Here is a 23,014-nt window from a genome sequence, read left to right as displayed (position 1 = left end):
GAATGCTCTACTCTGAGGTATCCGCCTCACCCTCTCATGAAGGAATTGCAATGACCCGCCTCCGTGTCCTCTTTGCCGCCGTCGCCCTGGCCTGTGCCAGCGGCCAGGTCCTCGCCGCAACTGCCAGCCACAACGCCGCCGCCGAGAAGTTCCTGACCCTGGCCAATGCCGACAAGCTGGGCACCCCGGTGTACATGCAGGTCCAGCAGATGTTCGCCCAGCGCTTCGAGCAGACCAAGGCCCCGGCCGCGAAGAAATCCGTGCTCGACAGCTACCAGGCCAAGGCCAACGCCGCCCTGGACAATGCCATTGGCTGGAAGAAGCTCAAGCCGCAGATGGTCAACCTGTACACCGCGACCTTCACCGAGCAGGAGCTCAACGACCTGGTCAAGTTCTACGAGTCGCCGCTGGGCAAGAAAGTCCTGCGCGAAATGCCCAAGGTCACCCAGCAGTCGGCCCAGCTGACCCAGCAGAGCCTGGAGCCTGCAGTGCCGGTGGTGAACAAGCTGCTGGACGACATGACCAAGGAGCTTGACCCGAACGCTGGCAAGGCCGCCGCTCCGGCGAAGAAGTGAGCCTGAATCGATGAGCATGCAACAACGCATCGAGCAGCAACTGGCAGCGCTTGGCGATCAGCACCTGCAGGTGCTGAATGAAAGCCACATGCACAGTCGTGGGCAGGAGACGCACTACAAGGCGGTGCTGGTCAGCGAACAGTTCGCCGGCCTGAACAGCGTCAAGCGTCACCAGAAGGTCTACGCCACCATGGGCGAGCTGATGGGCGAGATTCATGCCCTGGCCATCCACACCTACACGCCCGAAGAATGGGCGCAGGTAGGGGCGGCGCCGGCCTCGCCGGTGTGTGCCGGCGGCGGGCACTGAAACCTGTCCGTCGTTCTGGTAGAATCCGCTTCATCCGGGGGCCGCTTTGCGGCCCCCGTGTTTTTTGTCAAACCCGGTCCGCCCCTTACGAGGGCAACCACCTGGAGATACAGATTCATGTCCCAACCGATCGTCGTGGCGGCGCTCTATAAGTTCGTCACCCTCGAAGACTACCTCGACCTGCGCGAGCCATTGTTGAAAACCCTGCAGGACAACGACGTCAAAGGCACTTTGCTGCTGGCGCTCGAGGGTATCAATGGCACGGTCTCCGGTACCCGTGAAGGTATCGACGGCCTGCTGGCCTGGCTGCGCAACGACCCGCGCCTGGCGGATGTCGACCATAAAGAGTCGTACTGCGACGAGCAGCCGTTCTACCGCACCAAGGTCAAGCTCAAGAAAGAGATCGTCACCCTCGGCGTGCCGGGCGTCGACCCCAACAAGCAGGTCGGCACCTATGTCGAACCCAAGGACTGGAACGCGTTGATCAGCGACCCCGAAGTGCTGCTGATCGACACCCGCAATGACTATGAAGTGGCCATCGGCACCTTCAAGGGCGCCATCGATCCGAAGACCGAGACCTTCCGCGAGTTTCCCGACTACATCAAGGCCAACTTCGACCCGAGCAGACACAAGAAGGTCGCGATGTTCTGCACTGGCGGCATTCGCTGTGAAAAAGCGTCCAGCTACATGCTCGGTGAAGGCTTCGAGGAGGTCTATCATCTTAAGGGAGGGGTCCTGAAATACTTCGAGGAAGTGCCTCAGGAAGAAAGCCTCTGGGACGGCGACTGCTTCGTCTTCGACAACCGCGTCACGGTGCGTCACGACCTGTCCGAGGGCGAGTACGACCAGTGCCATGCCTGCCGCCATCCGATCAATGCGGATGACCGTGCGTCCGAGCATTATTCGCCCGGGGTGAGCTGCCCGCATTGCTGGGACACCCTGAGCGAGAAGACCCGGCGCAGCGCCATCGACCGCCAGAAGCAGATCGAGCTGGCCAAGGCGCGCAACTTGCCGCACCCGATCGGTTACAACTACAAAGCCGAGGCCTGATGCATGACTGCACGCCTGCTCTATGTGATGGACCCAATGTGTTCCTGGTGCTGGGGCTTCGCTCCCGTGGCCGAGGCGTTGATCGCCCAGGCGCGGGATGCCGGCGTGCCGACGCGGCTGGTGGTGGGTGGCCTGCGCAGCGGTAGCAGCGCGTTGGATAGCTCGACGCGCAAGTACATCCTCGAGCATTGGCAGGCGGTCGCCGAGTCCACCGGTCAAGCGTTTCGCTTCGAGGGCGCCATGCCTGACGGGTTCGTCTATGACACCGAGCCGGCCTGCCGCGCCTTGGTCACGGCGCGTGAGCTCGATGCCGAGCGCGGTTGGGCGCTGCTCAAGCTGATCCAGGGCGCGTTCTACGAACAGGGCCTGGATGTCACCCGTGCTCCGCAACTGGTGGACCTGGCCGAGCAGGCAGGCTTCGACCGCGAACGGTTTTCTGCAGCGTTCGCAAGCGTCGAGACCCGCACGACCACGACAGCCGACTTTGCCTGGGTTCAGGACCTGGGTATCGCCGGCTTCCCGACCCTGCTGGCCGAGCGCAATGGTCAACTGGCCTTGCTGACCAACGGCTATCAGCCGCTCGATCGCCTGCAGCCGTTGCTGGGCCGCTGGCTGCAGCAGGCTGCCTGTGCTTGATCTGCCAGGGTCTAGCGACCCTGTCCCGGGGAAGCCCCCCGTTGCGCACGATCGTCTGAGCTGGGCGGAAATCCGCCGCCTGGCGCTGCACCACAAGAAGGCCTTGTGGACTGCCAACCTGGTTGCCGTGCTTGCCGCCCTCTGCAGCGTGCCGATTCCCTTGCTGCTGCCCTTGCTGGTCGATGAAGTGCTGCTGGGCCATGGCGACGCTGCCTTGAAATGGATGAACCAGTTCCTGCCTAGCCAGTGGCAGGTGGCAGCCGGTTATATCGGCTTGATGCTGGTTGCGACCCTCAGCCTGCGCCTGGCCTCGCTGGCCTTCGGTGTGATCCAGGCCAGGCAGTTCGCCGGGCTCGCCAAGGATATCGTGTACCGCTTGCGAATCCGCCTGATCGAGCGGCTCAAGCGGATCTCGCTCAAGGAGTATGAAAGCCTGGGCAGTGGCACGGTCACTACGCATCTGGTCACCGACCTGGATACCCTGGACAAGTTCGTCGGTGAAACCCTCAGCCGCTTCCTGGTGGCCATGCTGACGCTTACCGGGACTGCGGCGATCCTTATCTGGATGCACTGGAAGCTCGCGCTGCTGATCCTGCTGTTCAACCCGTTGGTGATCTATTTCACCGTGCAGTTGGGCAAGCGGGTCAAGCACCTGAAGAAGCTCGAGAACGACAGTACCGGACGTTTTACCCAGGCGCTGAGCGAGACCCTCGACGCCATCCAGGAAATCCGCGCAAGCAACCGCCAGGGCTATTTCCTCGGGCGCCTTGGAGTACGTGCCCGGGAAGTGCGTGACTATGCGGTGGCCTCGCAGTGGAAGAGCGACGCCAGTGGTCGGGCCAGCGGTCTGCTGTTCCAGTTCGGCATCGACATTTTCCGCGCTGCGGCGATGCTCACGGTGTTGTTCTCCGACCTGTCGATCGGGCAGATGCTGGCTGTGTTCAGTTACCTGTGGTTCATGATCGGCCCGGTGGAGCAGTTGCTCAACCTGCAGTACGCCTATTACGCGGCCGGTGGTGCGCTGAGCCGGCTCAACGAGTTGCTGTCGCGAGAGGACGAACCGCAGTATCCGGCCGCCTGTGATCCGTTCGCTGGGCACGCGACGGTGGGTATCGAGGTGCGCGACCTGCGCTTCGCCTATGCCGATGAGCCGGTGCTCGATCACCTGGACCTGTCCATCGCTCCGGGCGAAAAGGTGGCTATCGTCGGTGCCAGCGGCGGCGGCAAGAGCACGCTGGTTCAGCTGCTGCTGGGGTTGTACAGCGCCCAGGCCGGGACCATTCGCTTTGGCGGTGCCAGCCTTCAGGAGATCGGCCTGGAGACCCTGCGCGAACATGTCGCGGTGGTGCTGCAGCATCCATCGTTGTTCAACGACAGTGTGCGCGCCAACCTGACCATGGGCCGCGAGTGCAGTGACGACGCCTGTTGGCAGGCGCTGCGCATTGCCCAGCTCGATGCCACCATCGCCGCGCTGCCGCAGGGATTGGACAGTGTGGTGGGGCGCTCTGGTGTGCGCCTGTCCGGGGGCCAGCGTCAACGCCTGGCGATTGCCCGCATGGTACTGGCCGAGCCGAAGGTGGTGATTCTCGACGAGGCCACCTCGGCCCTTGATGCGGCCACCGAATACAACCTCCATCAGGCCCTGGCGCGCTTCCTCAGCGGCCGCACCACCCTGATCATTGCCCATCGCCTGTCAGCGGTGAAACAGGCTGATCGGGTTCTGGTATTCGACGGCGGTCATGTGGCCGAAGACGGCGGCCACCAGCAGCTCATCGCCGAAGGCGGGTTGTACGCCAAGCTGTATGGGCACCTGCAACAGTCCTGATCGGGTGGTGCATCAATAGGTGCAGTGGCTGCGACAAAAAGCTCCGCGCAGTTATGGCAAATGGCCTACGCTGTGCTTGTCTGGGTCGATTCGTGCCATATCCGCTCTGAGACAGGGACTACATGAAGGGAAATCGGACTCTCGAGGCGCCAAGGTTGCTGGGAATCATCTGGCCCTTCGTCGCAGTGGTGGTTTTCCAGGTGCTGTTGGGCAGCCTCAGTCTTTATTCGCTTTCGGCCATGCGCGCGTACGTGGCCGGCGAAAGCCTGTGGTCCAAGGCACAGAAAGACGCCATCTATTACCTCAATCTGTATGCCGAAAGCCAGGACGAACGCATCTTCCAGCGTTATCGCCAGGCCATTGCCATACCCCAGGGCGACCGTGAGCTACGGGTGGCTCTCGATCAGCCTGTCCCGGACCTGGAGGCGGCGCGGCGCGGGATCTTGCAGGGTGGTAACCATCCGGACGACGTCAACCGGATCATCTGGTTCTACCGCAATTTTCGCCAGATCAGTTACATGCAGAATGCCATCGGCTACTGGAACACCGGCGACGACTACCTGCGGCAACTGGACGGCCTGGCCCAGCAAATGCGCGAGGCCTTCGTCCAGGGGGTGGCCACTGAACGCGAGGTGGCGGACTGGAAAGCGCGTATCGTTTCGATCAACGAGGGCGTGACGCCGGCTGCCAAGGCATTCAGCGATGCACTGGGTGAAGGCTCGCGGGTGCTGCTCCGGGTGTTGATGGTCACCAACCTGCTCACGGCGTTGATTCTCATCGCCCTGGCCTGGCGCCGTTCTGCACGGTTGCTGTCCCAGCGCCAGGCGTTTGCCAGCGCTTTGCAGGTGGAGCGTGAGCGGGCACAGACCACCCTTGAGTCGATCGGCGATGCGGTGATCACCACCGATGTCGAGGGGTGCATCGTCTACATGAACCCTGCCGCGGAGCAGTTGACCCATTGGCAGGCTTCCCAGGCCCAGGGTTTGCCGCTGGCGGCGCTGTTCAGTCTGCTCGATGAGAATGCCGAGCGGGACAGCCTGACCCTGGTCGAGCAGGTACTCAGCGGCAGCCTCAAGGGCGGCGCCGAGCATGCCCGGCTGATCCAGCGCCTGGATGGCAGTACGGTGTCGGTCAACCTGGTTGGATCGCCGATCCACACCGACGGCCAGATCAGCGGTATCGTGCTGGCCTTGCATGACATGACGCAGGAGCGGCAGTACATCGCCAACCTGTCCTGGCAGGCGACTCACGATGCCCTGACGGGCCTGGCCAACCGCCGCGAGTTCGAGTATCGCCTGGAGCAGGCGCTCAACACCCTGGCCCGTCAGTCGGGGCGCCATTCGCTGATGTTTCTCGACCTTGATCAGTTCAAGCTGGTCAACGATACCTGCGGACACGCTGCGGGTGATGAGTTGCTGCGCCATATCTGCGCCGTGCTGCAGGCAGGCCTGCGCGAAGGTGACACCCTGGCCCGGCTGGGCGGTGACGAATTCGGCGTGTTGCTGGAAAACTGCCCGCCCGACCAGGCCGAGCGGATTGCAGAGCACTTGCGCCAGACCGTGCAGAGCCTGCATTTCGTCTGGAAGGGACGACCCTTCGTCACCACCGTCAGTATTGGCCTGGTACACATTGCCCAGTCGCCTGGCACCCTTGAGGCTTCGCTGCGGGCAGCCGACATGGCTTGCTACATGGCCAAGGAGAAGGGGCGCAACCGTGTGCAGGTCTACCATGCCGACGACAGCGAGTTGTCGATGCGCTTTGGCGAGATGGCCTGGATCCAGCGCCTGCATGTCGCGCTCGAGGAAAACCGCTTCTGCTTGTATGCCCAGGAAATCGCCCCGCTCAAGCCCGACATGGGCGCCGGGCACATAGAGATTCTCCTGCGCCTGCATGACGAGAGCGGCCGGACCGTTCTGCCTGACAGCTTCATCCCTGCTGCCGAACGCTATGGCCTGATGACCGCACTCGATCGCTGGGTGGTGCGCAATGTGTTTCAGGTGATCCGTCAGACGCTGGATGAAGGTTGCAGCCGGCCGCTGGCGATGTGCGCGATCAATCTGTCCGGTAGCAGCATTGGGGACGACAAGTTCCTGGAGTACTTGCAGCGATCGTTCGCCGAGTACCAGATTCCTCCGCACATGATTTGTTTCGAAATAACCGAGACCAGCGCAATCGCCAATTTGGGAAGTGCTATTCGCTTCATCAACGAATTGAAAGGCTTGGGCTGCAAGTTTTCCCTCGACGATTTCTGCGCCGGGATGTCGTCATTCGCCTATTTGAAGCATTTACCCGTAGACTTCCTGAAGATCGACGGAAGTTTCGTCAAAGATATGCTGGACGATCCCATTAACAGGGCTATGGTGGAGGTGATCAACCATATCGGCCATGTCATGGGTAAGCGCACCATCGCCGAGTTCGTCGAAACGCCGTTGATCGAGCAGGCGCTGCAGGAGATCGGCGTGGATTTCGCGCAGGGTTATCTGATCGAGCGGCCGCAGGTGTTCACCTGTGGCAGCCTCCAGCGACAACGGATTGCAGTAAGGCCCCTGTTGCACCGGGCGCCAGGGACCTTCCGCTGACACCAATAGCCGTCCGGGAAATCACAGGGAATCAAGGAGCTGACAGTGATTGACGCATTCGTTCGGATCGGTCCATTGATGGACGCCAAGAGCTATCCCGACTGGGCGCAGAAAATGATCGATGATTGCGCCGAGAGCAAGCGCAAGGTGGTCGAGCATGAGGTCTACCAGCGCCTGAGCGACGGCAAACTGAGCAAGAAGACCATCCGCCAGTACTTGATCGGTGGTTGGCCGGTGGTCGAACAGTTCTCGCTGTACATGGCCCACAACCTCACCAAGACCCGCTATGGCCGAAGCCAGGGCGAGGATATGGCGCGGCGTTGGTTGATACGCAATATCCGGGTCGAACTCAATCATGCCGACCATTGGGTCAAGTGGTGCAAGGCGCACGACATTACCTTGAAAGACTTGCAGGCCCAGGATGTTCCGCCTGAGCTGAACGGCTTGAACGATTGGTGCTGGCGCGTCTGTGCGACCGAGTCTTTGGCCATTGCGATGGCCGCGACCAACTATGCGATCGAAGGGGCGACGGGCGAGTGGTCGGCGAAGGTGTATCCCGACACGGACTATGCGCAGGCCTTCATCCAGCGAGGTGACAAGGAGTCCAAGGCGGCCATGAGGTGGCTGGATCTGCACGCCGAGTACGATGATGCTCACCCATGGGAGGCGCTGGAGATCATCTGCACGCTGGTGGGCGAGAACCCTTCCGAGGAATTGCAGGCGCAACTGCGCAAGGCAATCTGCAAGAGCTACGACTGCATGTACCTGTTCCTGGAGCGTTGCCTGGCAATGGAGCCTGTGCAGCGTCAGACCTTCAGCAAGCCGGTGTTGGCGGCGGGCTGATCAGGTCCGGCCTCATCGCGCGCTTGCCGAGATGAGGCCGGTGCAGTTGCTGGCGTTTATTGGGCGTTGAACGCTTGTCCGTTCACGCCGCTGCTGTCAGGGCCCATCAGGTACAGGTACACCGGCATGATGTCTTCGGGCAACGGATTGTCCTGCGGGTTCTCGCTGGGATAGGCCAGCGCCCGCATCGCCGTGCGCGTGGCACCCGGGTTGATGCTGTTGGCGCGCACCGGCGCCACGCCTTCCAGTTCGTCGGCCAGGGTCTGCATCAGGCCTTCGGTGGCGAACTTCGACACGCCATAGGCGCCCCAGTAGGCCCGGCCCTTGCGCCCCACGCTCGACGAGGTGAACACCACCGACGCGTCCTCGGACAACTTGAGCAGCGGCAGCAATGTGCTGGTCAGCATGAAGGTCGCGTTGACGTTGATGTGCATCACGCGCATGAAGTTGTCGCCCGACAACTGCTCCAGCGGCGTACGCGGGCCGATGATCGACGCGTTGTTGAGCAGGCCGTCGAGGCGCCCGAACTGTTCTTCGACCATCACCGCCAGTTCGTCGTATTGATGGGGCAGGGCGGTTTCCAGGTTGAACGGGATCACCACGGGTTGTGGGTGGCCGGCGGCCTCTATCTGGTCGTAGACCTCGTTGAGGTTGGCCTCGGTCTTGCCCAGCAGCAGCACGGTGGCCCCCAGTGCTGCGTAGGCCTTGGCGGCGGCAGCGCCGATGCCGCGGCCAGCGCCGGTGACAAGAATGACCCGACCCTTGAGCAGGTCGGGGCGGGCGATGTAGTCGAACATTGAGAATTCCCTGTTTTTATCCCTGTGTGTGCTGCCAGCCCTTACAGCTCAGCAGCCGCACAACGCACTGTCGATCACCTTGCGCAGGTCCAGCGGGTGGTCCACCACCACGTCGGCACCCCAGTTGTTGGGGTTGTCCTCTGGATGAATATAGCCGTAGCGCACGGCTGCGGTGCGGGTGCCGGCATCGCGGCCGGATTCGATATCACGCAGATCGTCGCCGACGAACAGTACGCTGGCTGGATCCAGGTCAAGCGTCTTGCAGGCGAGGATCAGCGGCTCGGGGTCGGGCTTGCTGTTCTTCACGTGATCGGGGCAGATCAGCAGCGCCGAGCGCTCGGCCAGGCCAAGCTGCTGCATGATCGGCTCGGCGAAGCGTACCGGCTTGTTGGTGACCACGCCCCACAGCAGGTTGCCTTTTTCGATGTCGTCCAGCAGTTCGGCCATGCCCTCGAACAGCTTGCTGTGCACCGCGCAGTCGCGCTGGTAGCGCTCGAGAAACTCCAGGCGCAGCGCTTCGAAGCCTTCGGCGTCAGGGCTCATGGCGAAAGTGGTGGCGACCATGGCCCGGGCGCCGCCGGAGATCACGCCGCGGATCAACTCGTCGTCCACGGCCGGCAGCCCGCGTTCGGCGAGCATGGCCTGGCAGATGGCGATGAAGTCTGGCGCGGTGTCCAGCAGGGTACCGTCCATGTCGAAGAGTACTGCTCGCAGGCGCATGCTCATTCCTCGCGCAGGGTCTGGATCATGTAGTTGACATCGACGTCGCTGGCCAACTTGTAGTGCTTGGTCAGCGGATTGTAGGTGAGGCCGATGATGTCCTTCACTTCGAGGCCGGCAACACGGCTCCAGGCGCCGAGCTCCGATGGCCGGATGAATTTCTTGAAGTCATGGGTGCCGCGCGGCAGCATCTTGAGGATGTACTCGGCGCCGATGATCGCCAGCAGGTAGGCTTTGGGGTTGCGGTTGATGGTGGAGAAGAACACCTGGCCGCCGGGCTTGACCAGGCGATGGCAGGCGCGGATCACCGAGGAGGGGTCGGGTACGTGTTCGAGCATTTCCAGGCAGGTGACCACGTCGAACTGGCCAGGCAGCTCTTCTGCGAGCGCTTCGGCGGTGGTTTGCCGGTACTCGACCTCGACCCCCGATTCCAGCTGGTGCAGGCGCGCCACGGCCAGTGGTGCTTCGCCCATGTCGATACCGGTCACGGTGGCGCCGCGCTGGGCCATTGCCTCGCTGAGGATGCCGCCGCCGCAGCCGACGTCCAGTACCTTCTTGCCGGCGAGGCTGGCGCGCTCGTCGATCCAGTTGACCCGCAGCGGGTTGATCTCGTGCAGGGGTTTGAACTCGCTCTCGCGGTCCCACCAGCGGTGAGCCAGGGCCTCGAACTTGGCGATTTCGGCGCGGTCGACGTTGCTCATTGAACAGATCCTCTGAAAACTTCGATAAAAGGTGTCTCAGGCGGCAGCCGCAGCTGCCGGCCGGTCATTCTTTGCCAGCGCGAATGCGCGCTCCCCAGGTGCGGGCGGTGTCGATCAGTGCGGCTTCGTCCATCTGGGTCAGGCGCCTGTCGTCGAGCAGGTGGTGGCCCGCGACCCAGACGTGGCGCACGCAGTCGCGGCCGGTGGCGTAGATCAGTTGCGAAACCGGGTCATGCACCGGTTGCTGGGCAAGGCCCGAGAGGTCGAAGGCGGTGATGTCCGCAGCCTTGCCCACCTCCAGCGAGCCGATGCTGGCCTCCAGCCCCAGGGCGCGGGCGCCGTTGAGCGTGGCCATGCGCAGGGCGCGGTGGGCGTCCAGGGCCGTGGCCGAACCTGCGACGGCCTTGGCCAGCAATGCTGCGGTCCGGGTTTCGCCAAGCAGGTCGAGGTCGTTGTTGCTGGCGGCGCCGTCGGTGCCCACGGCGACGTTGACCCCGGCCTGCCACAAGCGTTCGACCGGACAGAAGCCGCTGGCCAGCTTGAGGTTGGATTCCGGGCAGTGCACCACGCTGGTGTTGCTTTCTACCAACAGGGCAAGGTCGTCGTCGCTGATCTGGGTCATGTGCACGGCTTGCAGGCGCGGACCCAGCAGGCCGAGGCGCGCCAGGCGTGCCAGCGGGCGTTCGCCGTGCTCGGCCACGGCCCGCTCGACCTCGCCGGCGGTCTCGTGGATGTGCATGTGCAGCGGCGCGTCGAGCTGGTCGGCGATGACCCGGATCTTCTCCAGATTCTCGTCATTGACTGTATACGGGGCATGGGGGCCGAGGGCGATACTGATGCGTGGGTGATGGCGCAGGTCGCCGAACAGCTCGATGGCCAGGTGCAGGGCCTCGTCGGTGGTGCGCGCACCGGGGATGGGGAAGTCCAGCAATGGCACGGCCACCTGGGCGCGGATGCCGCTGCGGTGCACGCGGTCACAGGCTTCGCGGGGGAAAAAGTACATGTCGGCAAAGCAGGTGATGCCACCCTTGAGCTGCTCGGCGATTGCCAGGTCGGTGCCGTCGCGCACGAAGGCTTCGTCGACCCAGCGCCCCTCGGCCGGCCAGATGTGCTCCTGCAGCCAGGTCATCAGCGGCAGGTCGTCGGCCAAGCCGCGGAACAGGGTCATGGCGGCGTGCCCGTGGGCGTTGACCAGCCCCGGGGTGAGCACGCAGTCGGGCAGTTCGCGCACCTCGCGTGCCTGTGGTGCCCGCTCGCGGGGGCCGATCCAGGCAATCAGCCCGTCCCGAATGCCCAGGGCGTGCCCTTCGAGCGCCACGCCGGCCGGCTCCACGGGCACCAGCCAGCGGGGTGCGAGCAGCAGGTCGAGCGGCGAAGAGGCTGAAAGCATAGGCAGGCTACCGGGTTCCGTTAAATGGAACGCGCAGTATACCCGAGCGCCTGCGCCCGAGGCTCGCTATAATCGTCCGCTTTTGATCAGTGAATTGCGGGGAGAGGCGATGCGCGAGCGACTTTTGGCGGCGGAGAAGGTGACCAGCATCCAGTGGCGTGATGGCACCCTGCATCTGCTCGACCAGCGTCTGCTGCCGACCCGCGAGCACTGGCTGACCTGCGCCGATGTGGCAGCCGTGGTCCAGGCGATCCGTGGCATGGCGGTGCGGGGTGCGGCTGCCATAGGCATCAGTGCTGCCTATGGGCTGGTGCTTGCGCTGCGTCAACGCCTGGCCGAGGACGATGACTGGGAGCAGGCGCTGGAAGAGGACTTCCTCGAACTGGCCGAGGCGCGCCCGACTGCTGCCAACCTGTTCTGGGCACTCAACCGCATGCGCGAGCGCCTGCAGCGGTTGCGCCCCGACGAGGACGTGCTCGCAGCCATGGAGGCTGAAGCTGTGGCGATCCACGACAGCGATCGCGAAGCCAACCTGACCATGGCGCAGAGCGGTATCGAGCAGATCCGTCGCCACCAGGGCAGCGAGCAGACCTTGCTGACCTACGGCAATGCCGGAGCTTTGGCCAGCGGTGGTTTCGGCACTGCGTTGGGGGTGATCCACGCTGCCTATCTGGAGGGCATGGTCGAGCACGTCTATGCCGCAGAAACCCGCCCATGGTTGCACGGATCGCGCCTGACGGCCTGGGAACTGTCCCATGAGGGGATACCGGTCACGTTGTGTGCAGACTCGGCGCTGGCGCACCTGATGAAGACCAAGGGCATCACCTGGGTTGTGGTCGGTGCCGATTGCATCGCGGCCAATGGCGACATGGCGAGCAAGATCGGCACATACCAGCTGGCGGTCTCTGCCATGCACCACGGCGTACGTTTCATGGTGGTGGCGTCGAGTACCAGCATTGACCTCAACCTCGCCAGCGGTGATGACATCCCTCTCGAAGAGCGCGAGGCAGACGAGTTGCTGGAAGTGGCCGGGAAGCGGGTTGCTGCGGATGTCGAGGTGTTCAACACTGTTTTCGATGTGACCCCTGCGGATCTGATCGACGTGATCGTGACCGAAAAGGGTATTGTCGAGCGTCCGGACGCTGCAAAAATCGCCCAGTTGATGTGTCGCAAGCGCTTGCATTGAGTGTTTTCGCGAGGAGGATGGCGGTCGGGACTTTCCGCTTCAGTGGCATCCTGCCCCATCTCCCACCCGCCAACCCTTTGTGATACCATCCGACAGTTTCCAAGGCCGCTCTTTTCCGCGGCCTTCATTGCGCAGATCCTGGGCACAACTCATTGATTTGTCGTATGTCGTCGCACTGTCGAACGCTGCGGCGACGAGCTTCGTTCGTCCACCGATGGATATGGCGAAGTTTCACCAGAAAAAGGAATCAGGCTTCTCATGGGCGAACTGGCCAAAGAAATCCTCCCGGTCAATATCGAAGACGAACTGAGACAGTCCTACCTCGACTACGCGATGAGCGTGATTGTCGGGCGAGCGCTGCCCGATGCGCGTGACGGCTTGAAGCCTGTGCATCGCCGCGTCCTGTACGCGATGAGCGAGCTGGGCAACGACTGGAACAAGCCGTACAAGAAGTCCGCCCGTGTGGTCGGTGACGTCATCGGTAAATACCACCCGCACGGCGATACTGCTGTGTACGACACCATCGTGCGCATGGCGCAGCCGTTCTCGCTGCGCTATCTGCTGGTCGATGGCCAGGGCAACTTCGGTTCGGTGGACGGCGACAACGCTGCGGCCATGCGATACACCGAAGTGCGCATGACCAAGCTGGCTCACGAGCTGCTGGCCGACCTGCACAAGGAAACGGTCGACTGGGTGCCCAACTACGACGGCACCGAGCAGATCCCGGCTGTCATGCCGACCAAGATCCCCAATTTGCTGGTCAACGGCTCCAGCGGTATTGCCGTGGGCATGGCGACCAACATTCCGCCGCACAACCTGGGCGAGGTCATCGATGGCTGCCTGGCGCTGATCGACAACCCCGAGGTCACCGTCGATGAGCTGATGCAGTTCATCCCAGGCCCGGACTTCCCGACTGCCGGCATCATCAACGGTCGCCAGGGCATCATCGAGGCCTATCGCACCGGTCGTGGCCGCATCTACATGCGTGCCCGTTCCGAGATCGAAGACATCGACAAGGTCGGTGGCCGTCAGCAGATCGTCGTCACCGAGCTGCCGTACCAACTGAACAAGGCGCGTCTGATCGAAAAGATCGCCGAGCTGGTCAAAGAGAAGAAGATCGAAGGCATCACCGAGCTGCGCGACGAGTCCGACAAGGACGGCATGCGCATCGTCATCGAGCTGCGTCGCGGCGAGGTGCCGGAGGTGGTGCTCAACAACCTCTATCAGCAGACCCAACTGCAGAGCGTGTTCGGTATCAACGTCGTCGCGCTGATCGACGGTCGTCCTCGGTTGCTGAACCTGAAAGACCTGCTCGAGGCCTTCGTTCGTCACCGCCGCGAAGTGGTCACCCGTCGCACCGTGTTCGAATTGCGCAAGGCGCGCGAGCGTGGGCACATCCTCGAAGGTCAGGCCGTCGCGCTGTCCAACATCGATCCGGTCATCGCCCTGATCAAGGCCTCGCCGACGCCGTCGGAAGCCAAGGAAGCCCTGATCGGCACGCCGTGGGAGTCCAGCGCCGTGCAGGTCATGGTCGAGCGCGCCGGCGCCGACTCCTGCCGTCCGGAAGACCTGCCGGAGCAGTATGGCCTGCGTGATGGCAAGTACTGGCTGTCGCCTGAGCAGGCCCAGGCCATCCTCGACCTGCGTCTGCACCGCCTGACCGGCCTGGAGCACGAGAAGCTGCTGGCCGAGTACCAGGAGATCCTCGAGCAGATCGGCGAGCTGATCCGCATCCTCAACAGTGCCCAGCGCCTGATGGAAGTGATCCGCGAAGAGCTCGAAGCGATCCGCGCCGAGTACGGCGATGCCCGTCGTACCCAGATCCTCGATGCCCGTCACGACCTCAACTACGGCGACATGATCCCCGAAGAAGAGCGTGTGGTGACCATCTCCCATGGTGGCTATGCCAAGACCCAGCCGTTGTCCGCTTACCAAGCCCAGCGCCGTGGCGGCAAGGGCAAGTCGGCCACCGGCGTGAAGGACGAGGACTACATCGAACACCTGCTGGTCGCCAACAGCCACGCCACGCTGCTGCTGTTCTCCAGCAAGGGCAAGGTGTACTGGCTCAAGACCTACGACATCCCTGAAGCCTCCCGCGCCGCGCGTGGGCGCCCGATGGTCAACCTGCTGCCGCTGGAAGACGGCGAGCGCATCACCGCGATGCTGCAGATCGATCTCGAAGCCCTGCAGCAGAGCGCCGACCTCGACGAAGAGATCGACGAGGCGGAAGACGCGGTGCTCGAAGGCGAAGTGATCGAGCCGGAAGAGATCGACGAAGAAGACGGCGATACGCCGGAGTTGGTCGCCGAGCCTACCGGCGCCTACATCTTCATGGCGACCGCTTCCGGCACCGTCAAGAAGACCCCGCTGGTGCAGTTCGCTCGCCCACGCTCCAACGGCCTGATCGCGCTCAAGCTGAAGGAAGGTGACACCCTGATCGCTGCTGCCATCACCGATGGCGCGAAAGAAGTCATGATGTTCTCCAACGCCGGCAAGGTGATTCGCTTCGCCGAGAGCGTGGTTCGCGAGATGGGCCGCACTGCGCGCGGTGTGCGTGGCATGAGGCTGGGCAAGGGGCAGGAAGTGATTTCCATGCTGATCCCCGAGTCCGGCGCACAGATCCTTACCGCCTCCGAGCGTGGCTTCGGCAAGCGTACTCCGCTGTCCAAGTTCCCGCGTCGCGGTCGTGGTGGGCAAGGTGTGATCGCCATGGGCACCAAGGGGCGCAACGGTTTGCTGATCGGTGCCATCCAGGTTCAGGAAGGCGAGGAGATCATGCTGATTTCCGATCAGGGTACGCTGGTGCGTACACGGGTTGGCGAGGTCTCCAGTCTGAGCCGTAACACCCAGGGTGTGACGCTGATCAAGCTGGCCAGCGACGAGACGCTGGTGGGGCTGGAGCGTATCCAGGAACCGTCCGAAGACGAGCTCGACGACATCGTCGAGGCGGACGAGGAGGGCGTCGACAACGACGCGCTGGACACGGCTGGCGAAGACGCCGCAGGCACCGAAGAGGCGCCGCAGGACTAAGCCAGTGCACTACCCGAACGGGGCGACCAAGGTCGCCCCGTTTGACTGATTACAGCAGGCAACGCCCGCTCCCACAGGGCCCCTGTTGAGTCAGCTGGTTAGATTTTGTTCTATTAGAGCGAGAGTGGATGTGAGCAAACGAGCCTTTAACTTCTGCGCAGGCCCTGCCGCGCTTCCCGACGCTGTGCTGCAGCGTGCTCAGGCCGAAATGCTGGACTGGCGCGGCAAGGGCTTGTCAGTGATGGAAATGAGCCACCGCAGCGATGACTACGTGGCGATCGCTGAAAAGGCCGAGCAAGACCTGCGTGATCTGCTGACCATTCCCTCGAACTACAAGGTGCTGTTCCTGCAGGGCGGTGCCAGCCAGCAGTTCGCCGAGATCCCGCTGAACCTGCTGCCGGAAAACGCCACCGCCGACTACATCGAAACCGGTATCTGGTCGAAGAAGGCCATCGAGGAAGGGCGCCGTTTCGGCAATATCAACATTGCCGCCAGTGCCAAGCCCTACGATTACCTGGCCATTCCTGGTCAGAACGAGTGGAAGCTGACTCCAGGGGCTGCATACGTTCACTACGCCTCCAACGAAACTATCGGCGGTCTGCAGTTCGACTGGGTGCCTGAAACCGGTGATGTTCCGCTGGTGGTCGACATGTCGTCCGACATCCTCTCGCGCCCGATCGACGTGTCGCGGTACGGCCTGATCTACGCCGGTGCGCAAAAGAACATTGGCCCGAGCGGCCTGGTGGTGGTCATCGTGCGCGAAGACCTGCTCGGTCGCGCGCGCAGCACGTGCCCGACCATGCTCGACTACAAGATCTCGGCCGATAATGGTTCGATGTACAACACCCCGGCTACCTACTCCTGGTACCTGTCGGGCCTGGTGTTCGAGTGGCTCAAGGAGCAGGGCGGCGTCGAGGCCATGGAGCAGCGCAACCGCTCCAAGAAAGAACGCCTCTACGGCTTTATCGACGCCAGCGAGTTCTACACCAACCCGATCAGCCATAACGCTCGCTCTTGGATGAACGTGCCGTTCCGTCTCGCCGACGAGCGCCTGGACAAGGCATTCCTCGCCGGTGCCGACGCCCGCGGCCTGCTCAATCTCAAGGGCCATCGTTCGGTCGGTGGCATGCGTGCCTCGATCTACAACGCGCTGGGGCTGGATGCGGTGGAAGCTCTGGTGGCCTACATGGCCGAATTCGAGAAGGAGCACGGCTGATGTCCGAACAGGAACTCAAGGCCCTGCGCGTTCGCATTGACAGCCTCGACGAGAAAATCCTCGAGCTGATCAGCGATCGTGCCCGCTGCGCCGAAGAGGTGGCGCGGGTCAAGACCGCTTCGCTCGCCGAAGGCGAGAAGCCGGTGTTCTACCGTCCCGAGCGTGAGGCTGCAGTGCTCAAGCGCGTCATGGAGCGCAACAAGGGGCCGTTGGGTAACGAGGAGATGGCGCGCCTGTTCCGCGAAATCATGTCGTCGTGCCTGGCCCTGGAAGAGCCGTTGAAGATTGCCTACCTCGGCCCCGAGGGCACCTTCACCCAGGCTGCAGCCATGAAGCATTTCGGTCATGCGGTGATCAGCCGTCCGATGGCGGCCATCGATGAAGTGTTCCGCGAAGTGGCGGCCGGCGCGGTCAACTTCGGCGTGGTGCCGGTGGAAAACTCCACCGAAGGCGCGGTCAGTCACACGCTCGACAGCTTTCTAGAGCACGACATGGTGATCTGTGGCGAGGTCGAGCTACGTATCCACCACCACCTGCTGGTGGGCGAGAACACCAAGACCGACAGCATCACCCGTATCTACTCGCACGCCCAGTCGCTGGCCCAGTGCCGCAAATGGCTGGACGCGCACTACCCGAACGTCGAACGCGTGGCGGTCTCGAGCAATGCCGAGGCGGCCAAACGGGTCAAGGGCGAGTGGAATTCGGCGGCGATCGCCGGTGACATGGCAGCCAATCTGTATGGTTTGACCCGTCTGGCCGAGAAGATCGAAGACCGTCCGGACAACTCCACGCGCTTCCTGATGATCGGTAACCAGGAAGTGCCGCCAACCGGCGACGACAAGACCTCGATCATCGTTTCGATGAGCAACAAGCCAGGGGCGCTGCATGAACTGCTGGTGCCATTCCACGATAACGGCATCGACCTGACCCGCATCGAGACCCGCCCGTCGCGCAGCGGCAAGTGGACCTACGTATTCTTCATCGACTTCGTTGGGCACCACCGCGATCCGTTGATCAAGGCGGTGCTGGAGAAGATCAGCCAGGAGGCCGTGGCGTTGAAGGTGCTGGGGTCTTATCCGAAGGCGGTGCTCTGAATTTATTGTTGCTCGTGGCTGGAAGGGCTTTGCGCTCCATCGCGGGACCAGCCCGCTCCCGCAGGCTTCACGTTGCCCGGGAGAGTGGCGTCGGACCTATAGTGCGGGTTCGTCCTGCCCATCTGTAGGCTGTAATTTGGCACATGTTGCTGTTCTGAACAGGGTTCGCACTCGTGGTTAATGCTGTAAACAAACCCGCACCGCTCATCAATCGCCTGGTCGTCGTCGGCCTGGGTCTGATCGGTGGTTCCTTCGCCAAAGGCCTGCGTGAAAGCGGCCTGTGCCGCGAAGTGGTCGGTGTCGACCTGGATGCTCAGTCGCGCAAGCAGGCTGTCGCCCTCGGCGTGGTCGACCGCTGCGAAGAGGATCTTGCCGTCGCCTGTGTCGGTGCCGACGTGATCCAGCTGGCGGTACCGATCCTGGCCATGGAAAAGCTGCTGGCCCGCCTGGCACCGCTCGACCTGGGGGCTGCGGTGATCACCGATGTCGGCAGCGCCAAGGGCAATGTGGTGCGTGCCGCGCGTGCCGTGTTCGGCGAGCGCCTGGCGCGTTTCGTGCCCGGCCATCCGATCGCAGGGTCCGAGCAGAGCGGTGTGGAGGCTTCCAATGCTGCACTGTTCCGTCGTCACAAGGTGATCCTCACGCCGCTCGTCGAAACCGACCCGGCAGCCCTGGCCCTGGTCGATCGCCTGTGGCGCGCGCTGGAGGCCGATGTCGAGCACATGCCAGTCGAGCGCCATGACGAAGTCCTGGCGGCCACCAGCCACCTTCCGCACCTGCTGGCGTTCGGCCTGGTGGATTCGCTGGCCAAACGCAATGAAAACCTCGACATCTTCCGGTACGCTGCGGGAGGGTTCCGCGATTTCACGAGAATCGCCGGCAGCGACCCGATCATGTGGCATGACATCTTCCTCGCCAATCGCGACGCTGTCCTGCGCACGCTGGATACATTTCGCAGCGATCTCGACGCCTTGCGCGACGCGGTCGATGCAGGGGACGGGCACCAGTTGCTGGGTGTGTTCACCCGTGCTCGGGTCGCCCGCGAGCATTTCAGTAAAATCCTGGCCCGCCGGGCCTATGTGGACGCTATGAACGCCAACGACCTGATCTTCCTGGCCCAACCTGGTGGCCGCGTGTCCGGACGGATTCGCGTACCGGGCGACAAATCGATTTCTCACCGCTCGATCATGCTCGGCTCGCTGGCCGAGGGCACCACTGAAGTCGAAGGCTTCCTCGAGGGCGAAGACGCCCTGGCGACCTTGCAAGCCTTCCGCGACATGGGTGTGGTTATCGAGGGGCCTCACCACGGCCGCGTCACCATTCATGGTGTCGGCCTGCACGGCCTGAAGCCGCCACCTGGTCCGATCTACCTGGGTAACTCCGGCACTTCGATGCGCCTGCTTTCGGGCCTGTTGGCCGCGCAGCCGTTCGACGTGACCATGACCGGCGACGCCTCGCTGTCCAAGCGCCCGATGAATCGCGTGGCCAATCCGTTGCGCGAGATGGGCGCCGTGGTCGAGACCGGTCCCGAGGGGCGCCCACCGCTGACCATTCGCGGTGGCCAGAAGCTCAAGGCGCTGAACTACACCCTGCCGATGGCCAGTGCCCAGGTTAAGTCCTGCCTGCTGCTGGCTGGCCTGTACGCCGAAGGCACTACCACTGTCACCGAGCCGGCACCGACCCGTGATCACACCGAGCGCATGCTGCGCGGCTTCGGCTACAGCGTGCAGAGCAATGGCCCTGTCGCCTCGCTGCAGTCCGGCGGCAAGCTGACTGCCACTCGGATCGAAGTGCCAGCCGATATCTCGTCTTCGGCCTTCTTCCTGGTCGCAGCGTCCATCGCCGAAGGTTCGGAGCTGGTGCTTGAGCACGTCGGCATCAACCCGACCCGCACCGGCGTGATCGACATCCTGCGCCTGATGGGTGGCGACATCACCCTGGAGAACCAGCGTGAAGTCGGTGGCGAGCCTGTCGCCGACCTGCGCGTGCGTGGCGCGAAACTCAAGGGTATCGAGATTCCGGAAGAGCTGGTGCCGCTGGCCATCGACGAATTCCCGGTGCTCTTTGTCGCTGCGGCCTGCGCCGAGGGGCGTACCGTGCTGCGCGGCGCCGAGGAGCTGCGAGTCAAGGAGTCGGACCGTATCCAGGTCATGGCTGATGGCCTGATCGCCCTGGGCGTGAAGTGCGAGCCGACCCCGGACGGCATCATCATCGATGGCGGCCAGATCGGTGGCGGTGAAGTCCATGGTCACGGTGATCACCGTATCTCCATGGCCTTCAGCATCGCCTCGCTGCGTGCCAGTGCGCCGATTCGCATTCACGACTGCGCCAACGTCGCCACTTCCTTCCCCAACTTCCTGGCGCTTTGCGCCGAAGTCGGCATTCGTGTGGCGCAAGAGGGCAAGTCGTGAATTCGCAGGCGCCGGTCATCACCATCGACGGGCCAAGCGGCTCGGGCAAGGGCACGGTCGCTGGCCTACTGGCACGCGAGCTTGGCTGGCGGCTGCTGGATTCCGGAGCGTTGTATCGCCTGCTGGCGTTCAACGCCTCGAACCATGGCGTCGACCTGACCAACGAAGAGTTGCTCAAGGCGCTTGCCGCCCACCTGGACGTGCAGTTCATCGCTGCCGAGCCGGGCAAGCTGCAGCAGATCATTCTCGAGGGCGAGGATGTCAGCAATGTCATCCGTACCGAAACGGTAGGGGCGGGCGCCTCGATGGTCGCTTCTCTGCCAGCGGTGCGCGAGGCGCTGCTGCAGCGCCAGCGCGCCTTCCGCGAGGCGCCGGGTTTGATCGCCGACGGTCGTGACATGGGCACCGTGGTGTTTCCCGATGCGCCACTGAAGGTGTTTCTCACTGCCAGTGCCGAGGAACGCGCCCGCCGCCGTTACCTGCAGTTGAAGGGCAAAGGCGAAGATGTTAGTCTGTCGAGTCTGCTAGATGAGATTCGTGCGCGCGATGAGCGCGACACCCAGCGCGCAGTGGCCCCGCTCAAGCCGGCGGCCGATGCAATCCAGCTGGACTCTACCGAGTTGTCCATCGAGCAGGTGCTGCAACGGATCAGAAGCGAGCTCGCATTGCGCGACCTGCTCTGATCGCCAGGAAAGCAGGCAGGGGCACCAGTCAACGTCCTGCCCGCTTTCCTTTACTTAAACGAAACCCACATTGTCTGGAATGTGGCGATGGGCGTCTGTCTCGCCCGAATTTACAGGAATTAAAATGAGCGAAAGCTTTGCAGAACTCTTTGAAGAAAGCCTGAAAACCCTCAATCTTCAGCCGGGCGCAATCATCACCGGTATCGTTGTCGACATCGACGGCGACTGGGTTACCGTTCACGCTGGTCTGAAGTCCGAGGGCGTCATCCCGCTCGAGCAGTTCTACAACGAAGCTGGCGAGCTGACCATCAAGGTCGGTGACGAAGTTCACGTTGCGCTGGACGCGGTCGAAGACGGCTTTGGCGAAACCAAGCTGTCCCGTGAAAAAGCCAAGCGCGCCGAGTGCTGGATTGTTCTGGAAGCTGCTTTCGCTGCCGAAGAAGTGGTCAAGGGCGTTATCAACGGTAAGGTTAAGGGCGGCTTCACTGTCGACGTTAACGGCATCCGTGCGTTCCTGCCGGGCTCCCTGGTTGATGTCCGCCCAGTGCGCGACACCACCCACCTGGAAGGCAAAGAGCTGGAATTCAAGGTCATCAAGCTGGACCAGAAGCGCAACAACGTTGTCGTTTCCCGTCGCAGCGTGCTGGAAGCCGAGAACAGCGCCGAGCGCGAAGCCCTGCTGGAAACCCTGCAGGAAGGCCAACAGGTCAAAGGTATCGTCAAGAACCTCACCGACTACGGCGCCTTCGTGGACCTGGGCGGTATCGACGGCCTGCTGCACATCACCGACATGGCCTGGAAGCGCATCAAGCACCCGTCGGAAATCGTCAACGTTGGTGACGAAGTCGACGTTCGCGTTCTGAAGTTCGACCGTGAGCGCAACCGCGTTTCGCTGGGTCTGAAGCAGATGGGCGAAGATCCGTGGGTTGCTATCACTTCCCGCTACCCAGAAGGTACTCGTGTTACCGCTCGCGTCACCAACCTGACCGACTACGGCTGCTTCGCCGAGCTGGAAGAGGGTGTCGAAGGCCTGGTACACGTTTCCGAAATGGACTGGACCAACAAGAACATCCACCCGTCGAAAGTCGTTCAGGTTGGCGACGAAGTGGAAGTCATGGTTCTGGACATCGACGAAGAGCGTCGTCGTATCTCCCTGGGTATCAAGCAGTGCAAATCCAACCCATGGGAAGACTTCTCCGGCCAGTTCAACAAGGGTGACAAGATCACCGGTACCATCAAGTCGATCACCGACTTCGGTATCTTCATCGGCCTGGACGGCGGCATCGATGGTCTGGTTCACCTGTCCGACATTTCCTGGAACGAAACCGGCGAAGAAGCCGTACGTCGTTTCAAGAAGGGCGACGAGCTGGAAACCGTCATCCTGTCGGTTGATCCAGAGCGCGAGCGCATCTCCCTGGGCATCAAGCAGCTGGAAGACGATCCGTTCTCCAACTTCGTTGCTGTCAACGACAAGGGTGCAATCGTCAAGGGCATCGTGAAGGAAGTTGACGCCAAGGGCGCCATCGTCACTCTGGCCGACGACATCGAAGCTACTCTGAAAGCTTCCGAAATCAGCCGTGACCGCGTTGAAGACGCGCGTAACGTCCTGAAGGAAGGCGAAGAGATCGAAGCCAAGATCATCAGCGTTGACCGCAAGTCCCGCGTCATCAGCCTGTCCATCAAGTCGAAGGACGACGCTGAAGAGCGCGAAGCTATCCAGAGCCTGAAAAACACTGCTCCGGAAGCTGCTGCCGACACCACCATGGCTGCGCTGCTGCGCGAAGCAATGGCCAAGCAGAACTGAGTTCTGTTTGATCGGTAAAAAAGGGCGACCCTCGGGTCGCCCTTTTTTATGCCTTTGATTTCTCTCCCTTCCACAGAGCCTTACCGCTGCGGCGTTCCTGTCGGTGTTGGCCTAGGGTCAGTGTCATGTGCAGATCTTGAATTTTTTTATCAAGTCAAGATGCACCC

General features: G+C 62.6%; 18 protein-coding genes. 14 read left to right on the top strand and 4 right to left on the bottom strand.

All coding sequences use genetic code 11. The annotated features are described in order from the left end of the window. Positions 1-50 precede the first annotated feature (50 nt). The 7 genes from ACNFHO_RS06375 to ACNFHO_RS06345 all read left to right on the top strand — a co-directional run bounded on the left by ACNFHO_RS06375 (position 51) and on the right by ACNFHO_RS06345 (position 7,815). Positions 51-575 (top strand): DUF2059 domain-containing protein, encoded by a 525-nt coding sequence (locus ACNFHO_RS06375; protein WP_054893865.1) that lies wholly within the window; start codon positions 51-53, stop codon positions 573-575. A 10-nt stretch (positions 576-585) separates the two neighbouring features. Next, on the top strand, positions 586-882 hold the full coding sequence (locus tag ACNFHO_RS06370) for a BolA family protein (RefSeq protein WP_054893866.1): 297 nt from the start codon (positions 586-588) through the stop codon (positions 880-882). 117 nt (positions 883-999) lie between these two features. Beyond that, complete coding sequence (locus ACNFHO_RS06365; RefSeq protein WP_054893867.1) at positions 1,000-1,932, top strand: rhodanese-related sulfurtransferase; 933 nt, start codon at positions 1,000-1,002, stop codon at positions 1,930-1,932. Between the two features lie 3 nt (positions 1,933-1,935). Next, positions 1,936-2,568: a DsbA family protein gene (locus tag ACNFHO_RS06360; protein WP_414154099.1), complete on the top strand. Its 633-nt coding sequence runs from the start codon at positions 1,936-1,938 to the stop codon at positions 2,566-2,568. Next, complete coding sequence (locus ACNFHO_RS06355) at positions 2,561-4,393, top strand: ABC transporter ATP-binding protein (RefSeq protein ID WP_054893869.1); 1,833 nt, start codon at positions 2,561-2,563, stop codon at positions 4,391-4,393. Before ACNFHO_RS06360 ends, ACNFHO_RS06355 begins: the two co-directional genes overlap by 8 nt. Positions 4,394-4,515: 122 nt before the next feature. Continuing rightward, positions 4,516-6,972: an EAL domain-containing protein gene (locus tag ACNFHO_RS06350; protein WP_416765667.1), complete on the top strand. Its 2,457-nt coding sequence runs from the start codon at positions 4,516-4,518 to the stop codon at positions 6,970-6,972. Positions 6,973-7,017: 45 nt separating this feature from the next. After that, a complete protein-coding gene (locus ACNFHO_RS06345) occupies positions 7,018-7,815 on the top strand; it encodes a TenA family transcriptional regulator (RefSeq protein WP_112898931.1) in 798 nt (265 codons plus the stop codon). 56 nt (positions 7,816-7,871) lie between these two features. Here the strand turns inward: ACNFHO_RS06345 and ACNFHO_RS06340 are convergent, their stop codons facing one another. The 4 genes from ACNFHO_RS06340 to ACNFHO_RS06325 all read right to left on the bottom strand — a co-directional run bounded on the left by ACNFHO_RS06340 (position 7,872) and on the right by ACNFHO_RS06325 (position 11,423). Further along, a complete protein-coding gene (locus ACNFHO_RS06340) occupies positions 7,872-8,612 on the bottom strand; it encodes a YciK family oxidoreductase (protein WP_054893871.1) in 741 nt (246 codons plus the stop codon). A 48-nt stretch (positions 8,613-8,660) separates the two neighbouring features. Further along, positions 8,661-9,332: an N-acetylmuramic acid 6-phosphate phosphatase MupP gene (gene mupP, locus ACNFHO_RS06335; protein ID WP_054893872.1), complete on the bottom strand. Its 672-nt coding sequence runs from the start codon at positions 9,330-9,332 to the stop codon at positions 8,661-8,663. Positions 9,333-9,334: 2 nt separating this feature from the next. Then, entirely contained in the window at positions 9,335-10,033 is a 699-nt protein-coding gene (gene ubiG, locus ACNFHO_RS06330) for a bifunctional 2-polyprenyl-6-hydroxyphenol methylase/3-demethylubiquinol 3-O-methyltransferase UbiG (RefSeq protein ID WP_416765665.1), read from the bottom strand. A gap of 64 nt (positions 10,034-10,097) precedes the next feature. Further along, complete coding sequence (locus tag ACNFHO_RS06325) at positions 10,098-11,423, bottom strand: TRZ/ATZ family hydrolase (protein ID WP_063545780.1); 1,326 nt, start codon at positions 11,421-11,423, stop codon at positions 10,098-10,100. Positions 11,424-11,532: 109 nt separating this feature from the next. On the opposite strand from ACNFHO_RS06325, the gene mtnA reads away from it, so the two are divergent. The 7 genes from mtnA to rpsA all read left to right on the top strand — a co-directional run bounded on the left by mtnA (position 11,533) and on the right by rpsA (position 22,847). Beyond that, positions 11,533-12,609, top strand: coding sequence for an S-methyl-5-thioribose-1-phosphate isomerase (gene mtnA / locus ACNFHO_RS06320; protein ID WP_416765663.1), 1,077 nt, complete (start codon positions 11,533-11,535; stop codon positions 12,607-12,609). 258 nt (positions 12,610-12,867) lie between these two features. Then, entirely contained in the window at positions 12,868-15,639 is a 2,772-nt protein-coding gene (gene gyrA / locus ACNFHO_RS06315) for a DNA gyrase subunit A (protein ID WP_125931658.1), read from the top strand. A 130-nt stretch (positions 15,640-15,769) separates the two neighbouring features. Beyond that, positions 15,770-16,855 (top strand): 3-phosphoserine/phosphohydroxythreonine transaminase, encoded by a 1,086-nt coding sequence (gene serC / locus ACNFHO_RS06310; protein ID WP_416765662.1) that lies wholly within the window; start codon positions 15,770-15,772, stop codon positions 16,853-16,855. Beyond that, complete coding sequence (pheA, locus tag ACNFHO_RS06305) at positions 16,855-17,949, top strand: prephenate dehydratase (protein ID WP_054893877.1); 1,095 nt, start codon at positions 16,855-16,857, stop codon at positions 17,947-17,949. Before serC ends, pheA begins: the two co-directional genes overlap by 1 nt. Before the next feature lie 173 nt (positions 17,950-18,122). Continuing rightward, positions 18,123-20,360: a bifunctional prephenate dehydrogenase/3-phosphoshikimate 1-carboxyvinyltransferase gene (locus tag ACNFHO_RS06300; RefSeq protein WP_416765660.1), complete on the top strand. Its 2,238-nt coding sequence runs from the start codon at positions 18,123-18,125 to the stop codon at positions 20,358-20,360. Then, complete coding sequence (cmk, locus tag ACNFHO_RS06295) at positions 20,357-21,043, top strand: (d)CMP kinase (protein ID WP_054893879.1); 687 nt, start codon at positions 20,357-20,359, stop codon at positions 21,041-21,043. The genes ACNFHO_RS06300 and cmk overlap by 4 nt, the downstream gene beginning before the upstream one ends. 124 nt (positions 21,044-21,167) lie before the next feature. Then, positions 21,168-22,847, top strand: coding sequence for a 30S ribosomal protein S1 (gene rpsA, locus ACNFHO_RS06290; RefSeq protein WP_054893880.1), 1,680 nt, complete (start codon positions 21,168-21,170; stop codon positions 22,845-22,847). Positions 22,848-23,014 lie beyond the last annotated feature (167 nt).

The organism is Pseudomonas sp. NY15374 (genome assembly GCF_048068255.1).
Taxonomy (GTDB): Bacteria; Pseudomonadota; Gammaproteobacteria; order Pseudomonadales; family Pseudomonadaceae; genus Aquipseudomonas; species Aquipseudomonas machongensis.
Note: the sequence above shows the minus strand (reverse complement) of the source record. Positions and strands in the feature narration are given on the sequence as shown.

What these genes read in the sequence shown, in the direction of transcription:
- rpsA (WP_054893880.1), top strand. Translation starts at nt 21,168, where the DNA reads ATGAGCGAAAGCTTTGCAGAACTCTTTGAAGAAAGCCTGAAAACCCTC.
- mtnA (WP_416765663.1), top strand. Translation starts at nt 11,533, where the DNA reads ATGCGCGAGCGACTTTTGGCGGCGGAGAAGGTGACCAGCATCCAGTGG.
- gyrA (WP_125931658.1), top strand. Translation starts at nt 12,868, where the DNA reads ATGGGCGAACTGGCCAAAGAAATCCTCCCGGTCAATATCGAAGACGAA.
- ACNFHO_RS06340 (WP_054893871.1), bottom strand. Translation starts at nt 8,612, where the DNA reads ATGTTCGACTACATCGCCCGCCCCGACCTGCTCAAGGGTCGGGTCATT.
- ACNFHO_RS06360 (WP_414154099.1), top strand. Translation starts at nt 1,936, where the DNA reads ATGACTGCACGCCTGCTCTATGTGATGGACCCAATGTGTTCCTGGTGC.
- mupP (WP_054893872.1), bottom strand. Translation starts at nt 9,332, where the DNA reads ATGCGCCTGCGAGCAGTACTCTTCGACATGGACGGTACCCTGCTGGAC.
- ACNFHO_RS06375 (WP_054893865.1), top strand. Translation starts at nt 51, where the DNA reads ATGACCCGCCTCCGTGTCCTCTTTGCCGCCGTCGCCCTGGCCTGTGCC.
- ACNFHO_RS06370 (WP_054893866.1), top strand. Translation starts at nt 586, where the DNA reads ATGAGCATGCAACAACGCATCGAGCAGCAACTGGCAGCGCTTGGCGAT.
- ACNFHO_RS06365 (WP_054893867.1), top strand. Translation starts at nt 1,000, where the DNA reads ATGTCCCAACCGATCGTCGTGGCGGCGCTCTATAAGTTCGTCACCCTC.
- ACNFHO_RS06325 (WP_063545780.1), bottom strand. Translation starts at nt 11,423, where the DNA reads ATGCTTTCAGCCTCTTCGCCGCTCGACCTGCTGCTCGCACCCCGCTGG.
- ACNFHO_RS06350 (WP_416765667.1), top strand. Translation starts at nt 4,516, where the DNA reads ATGAAGGGAAATCGGACTCTCGAGGCGCCAAGGTTGCTGGGAATCATC.
- pheA (WP_054893877.1), top strand. Translation starts at nt 16,855, where the DNA reads ATGTCCGAACAGGAACTCAAGGCCCTGCGCGTTCGCATTGACAGCCTC.
- ubiG (WP_416765665.1), bottom strand. Translation starts at nt 10,033, where the DNA reads ATGAGCAACGTCGACCGCGCCGAAATCGCCAAGTTCGAGGCCCTGGCT.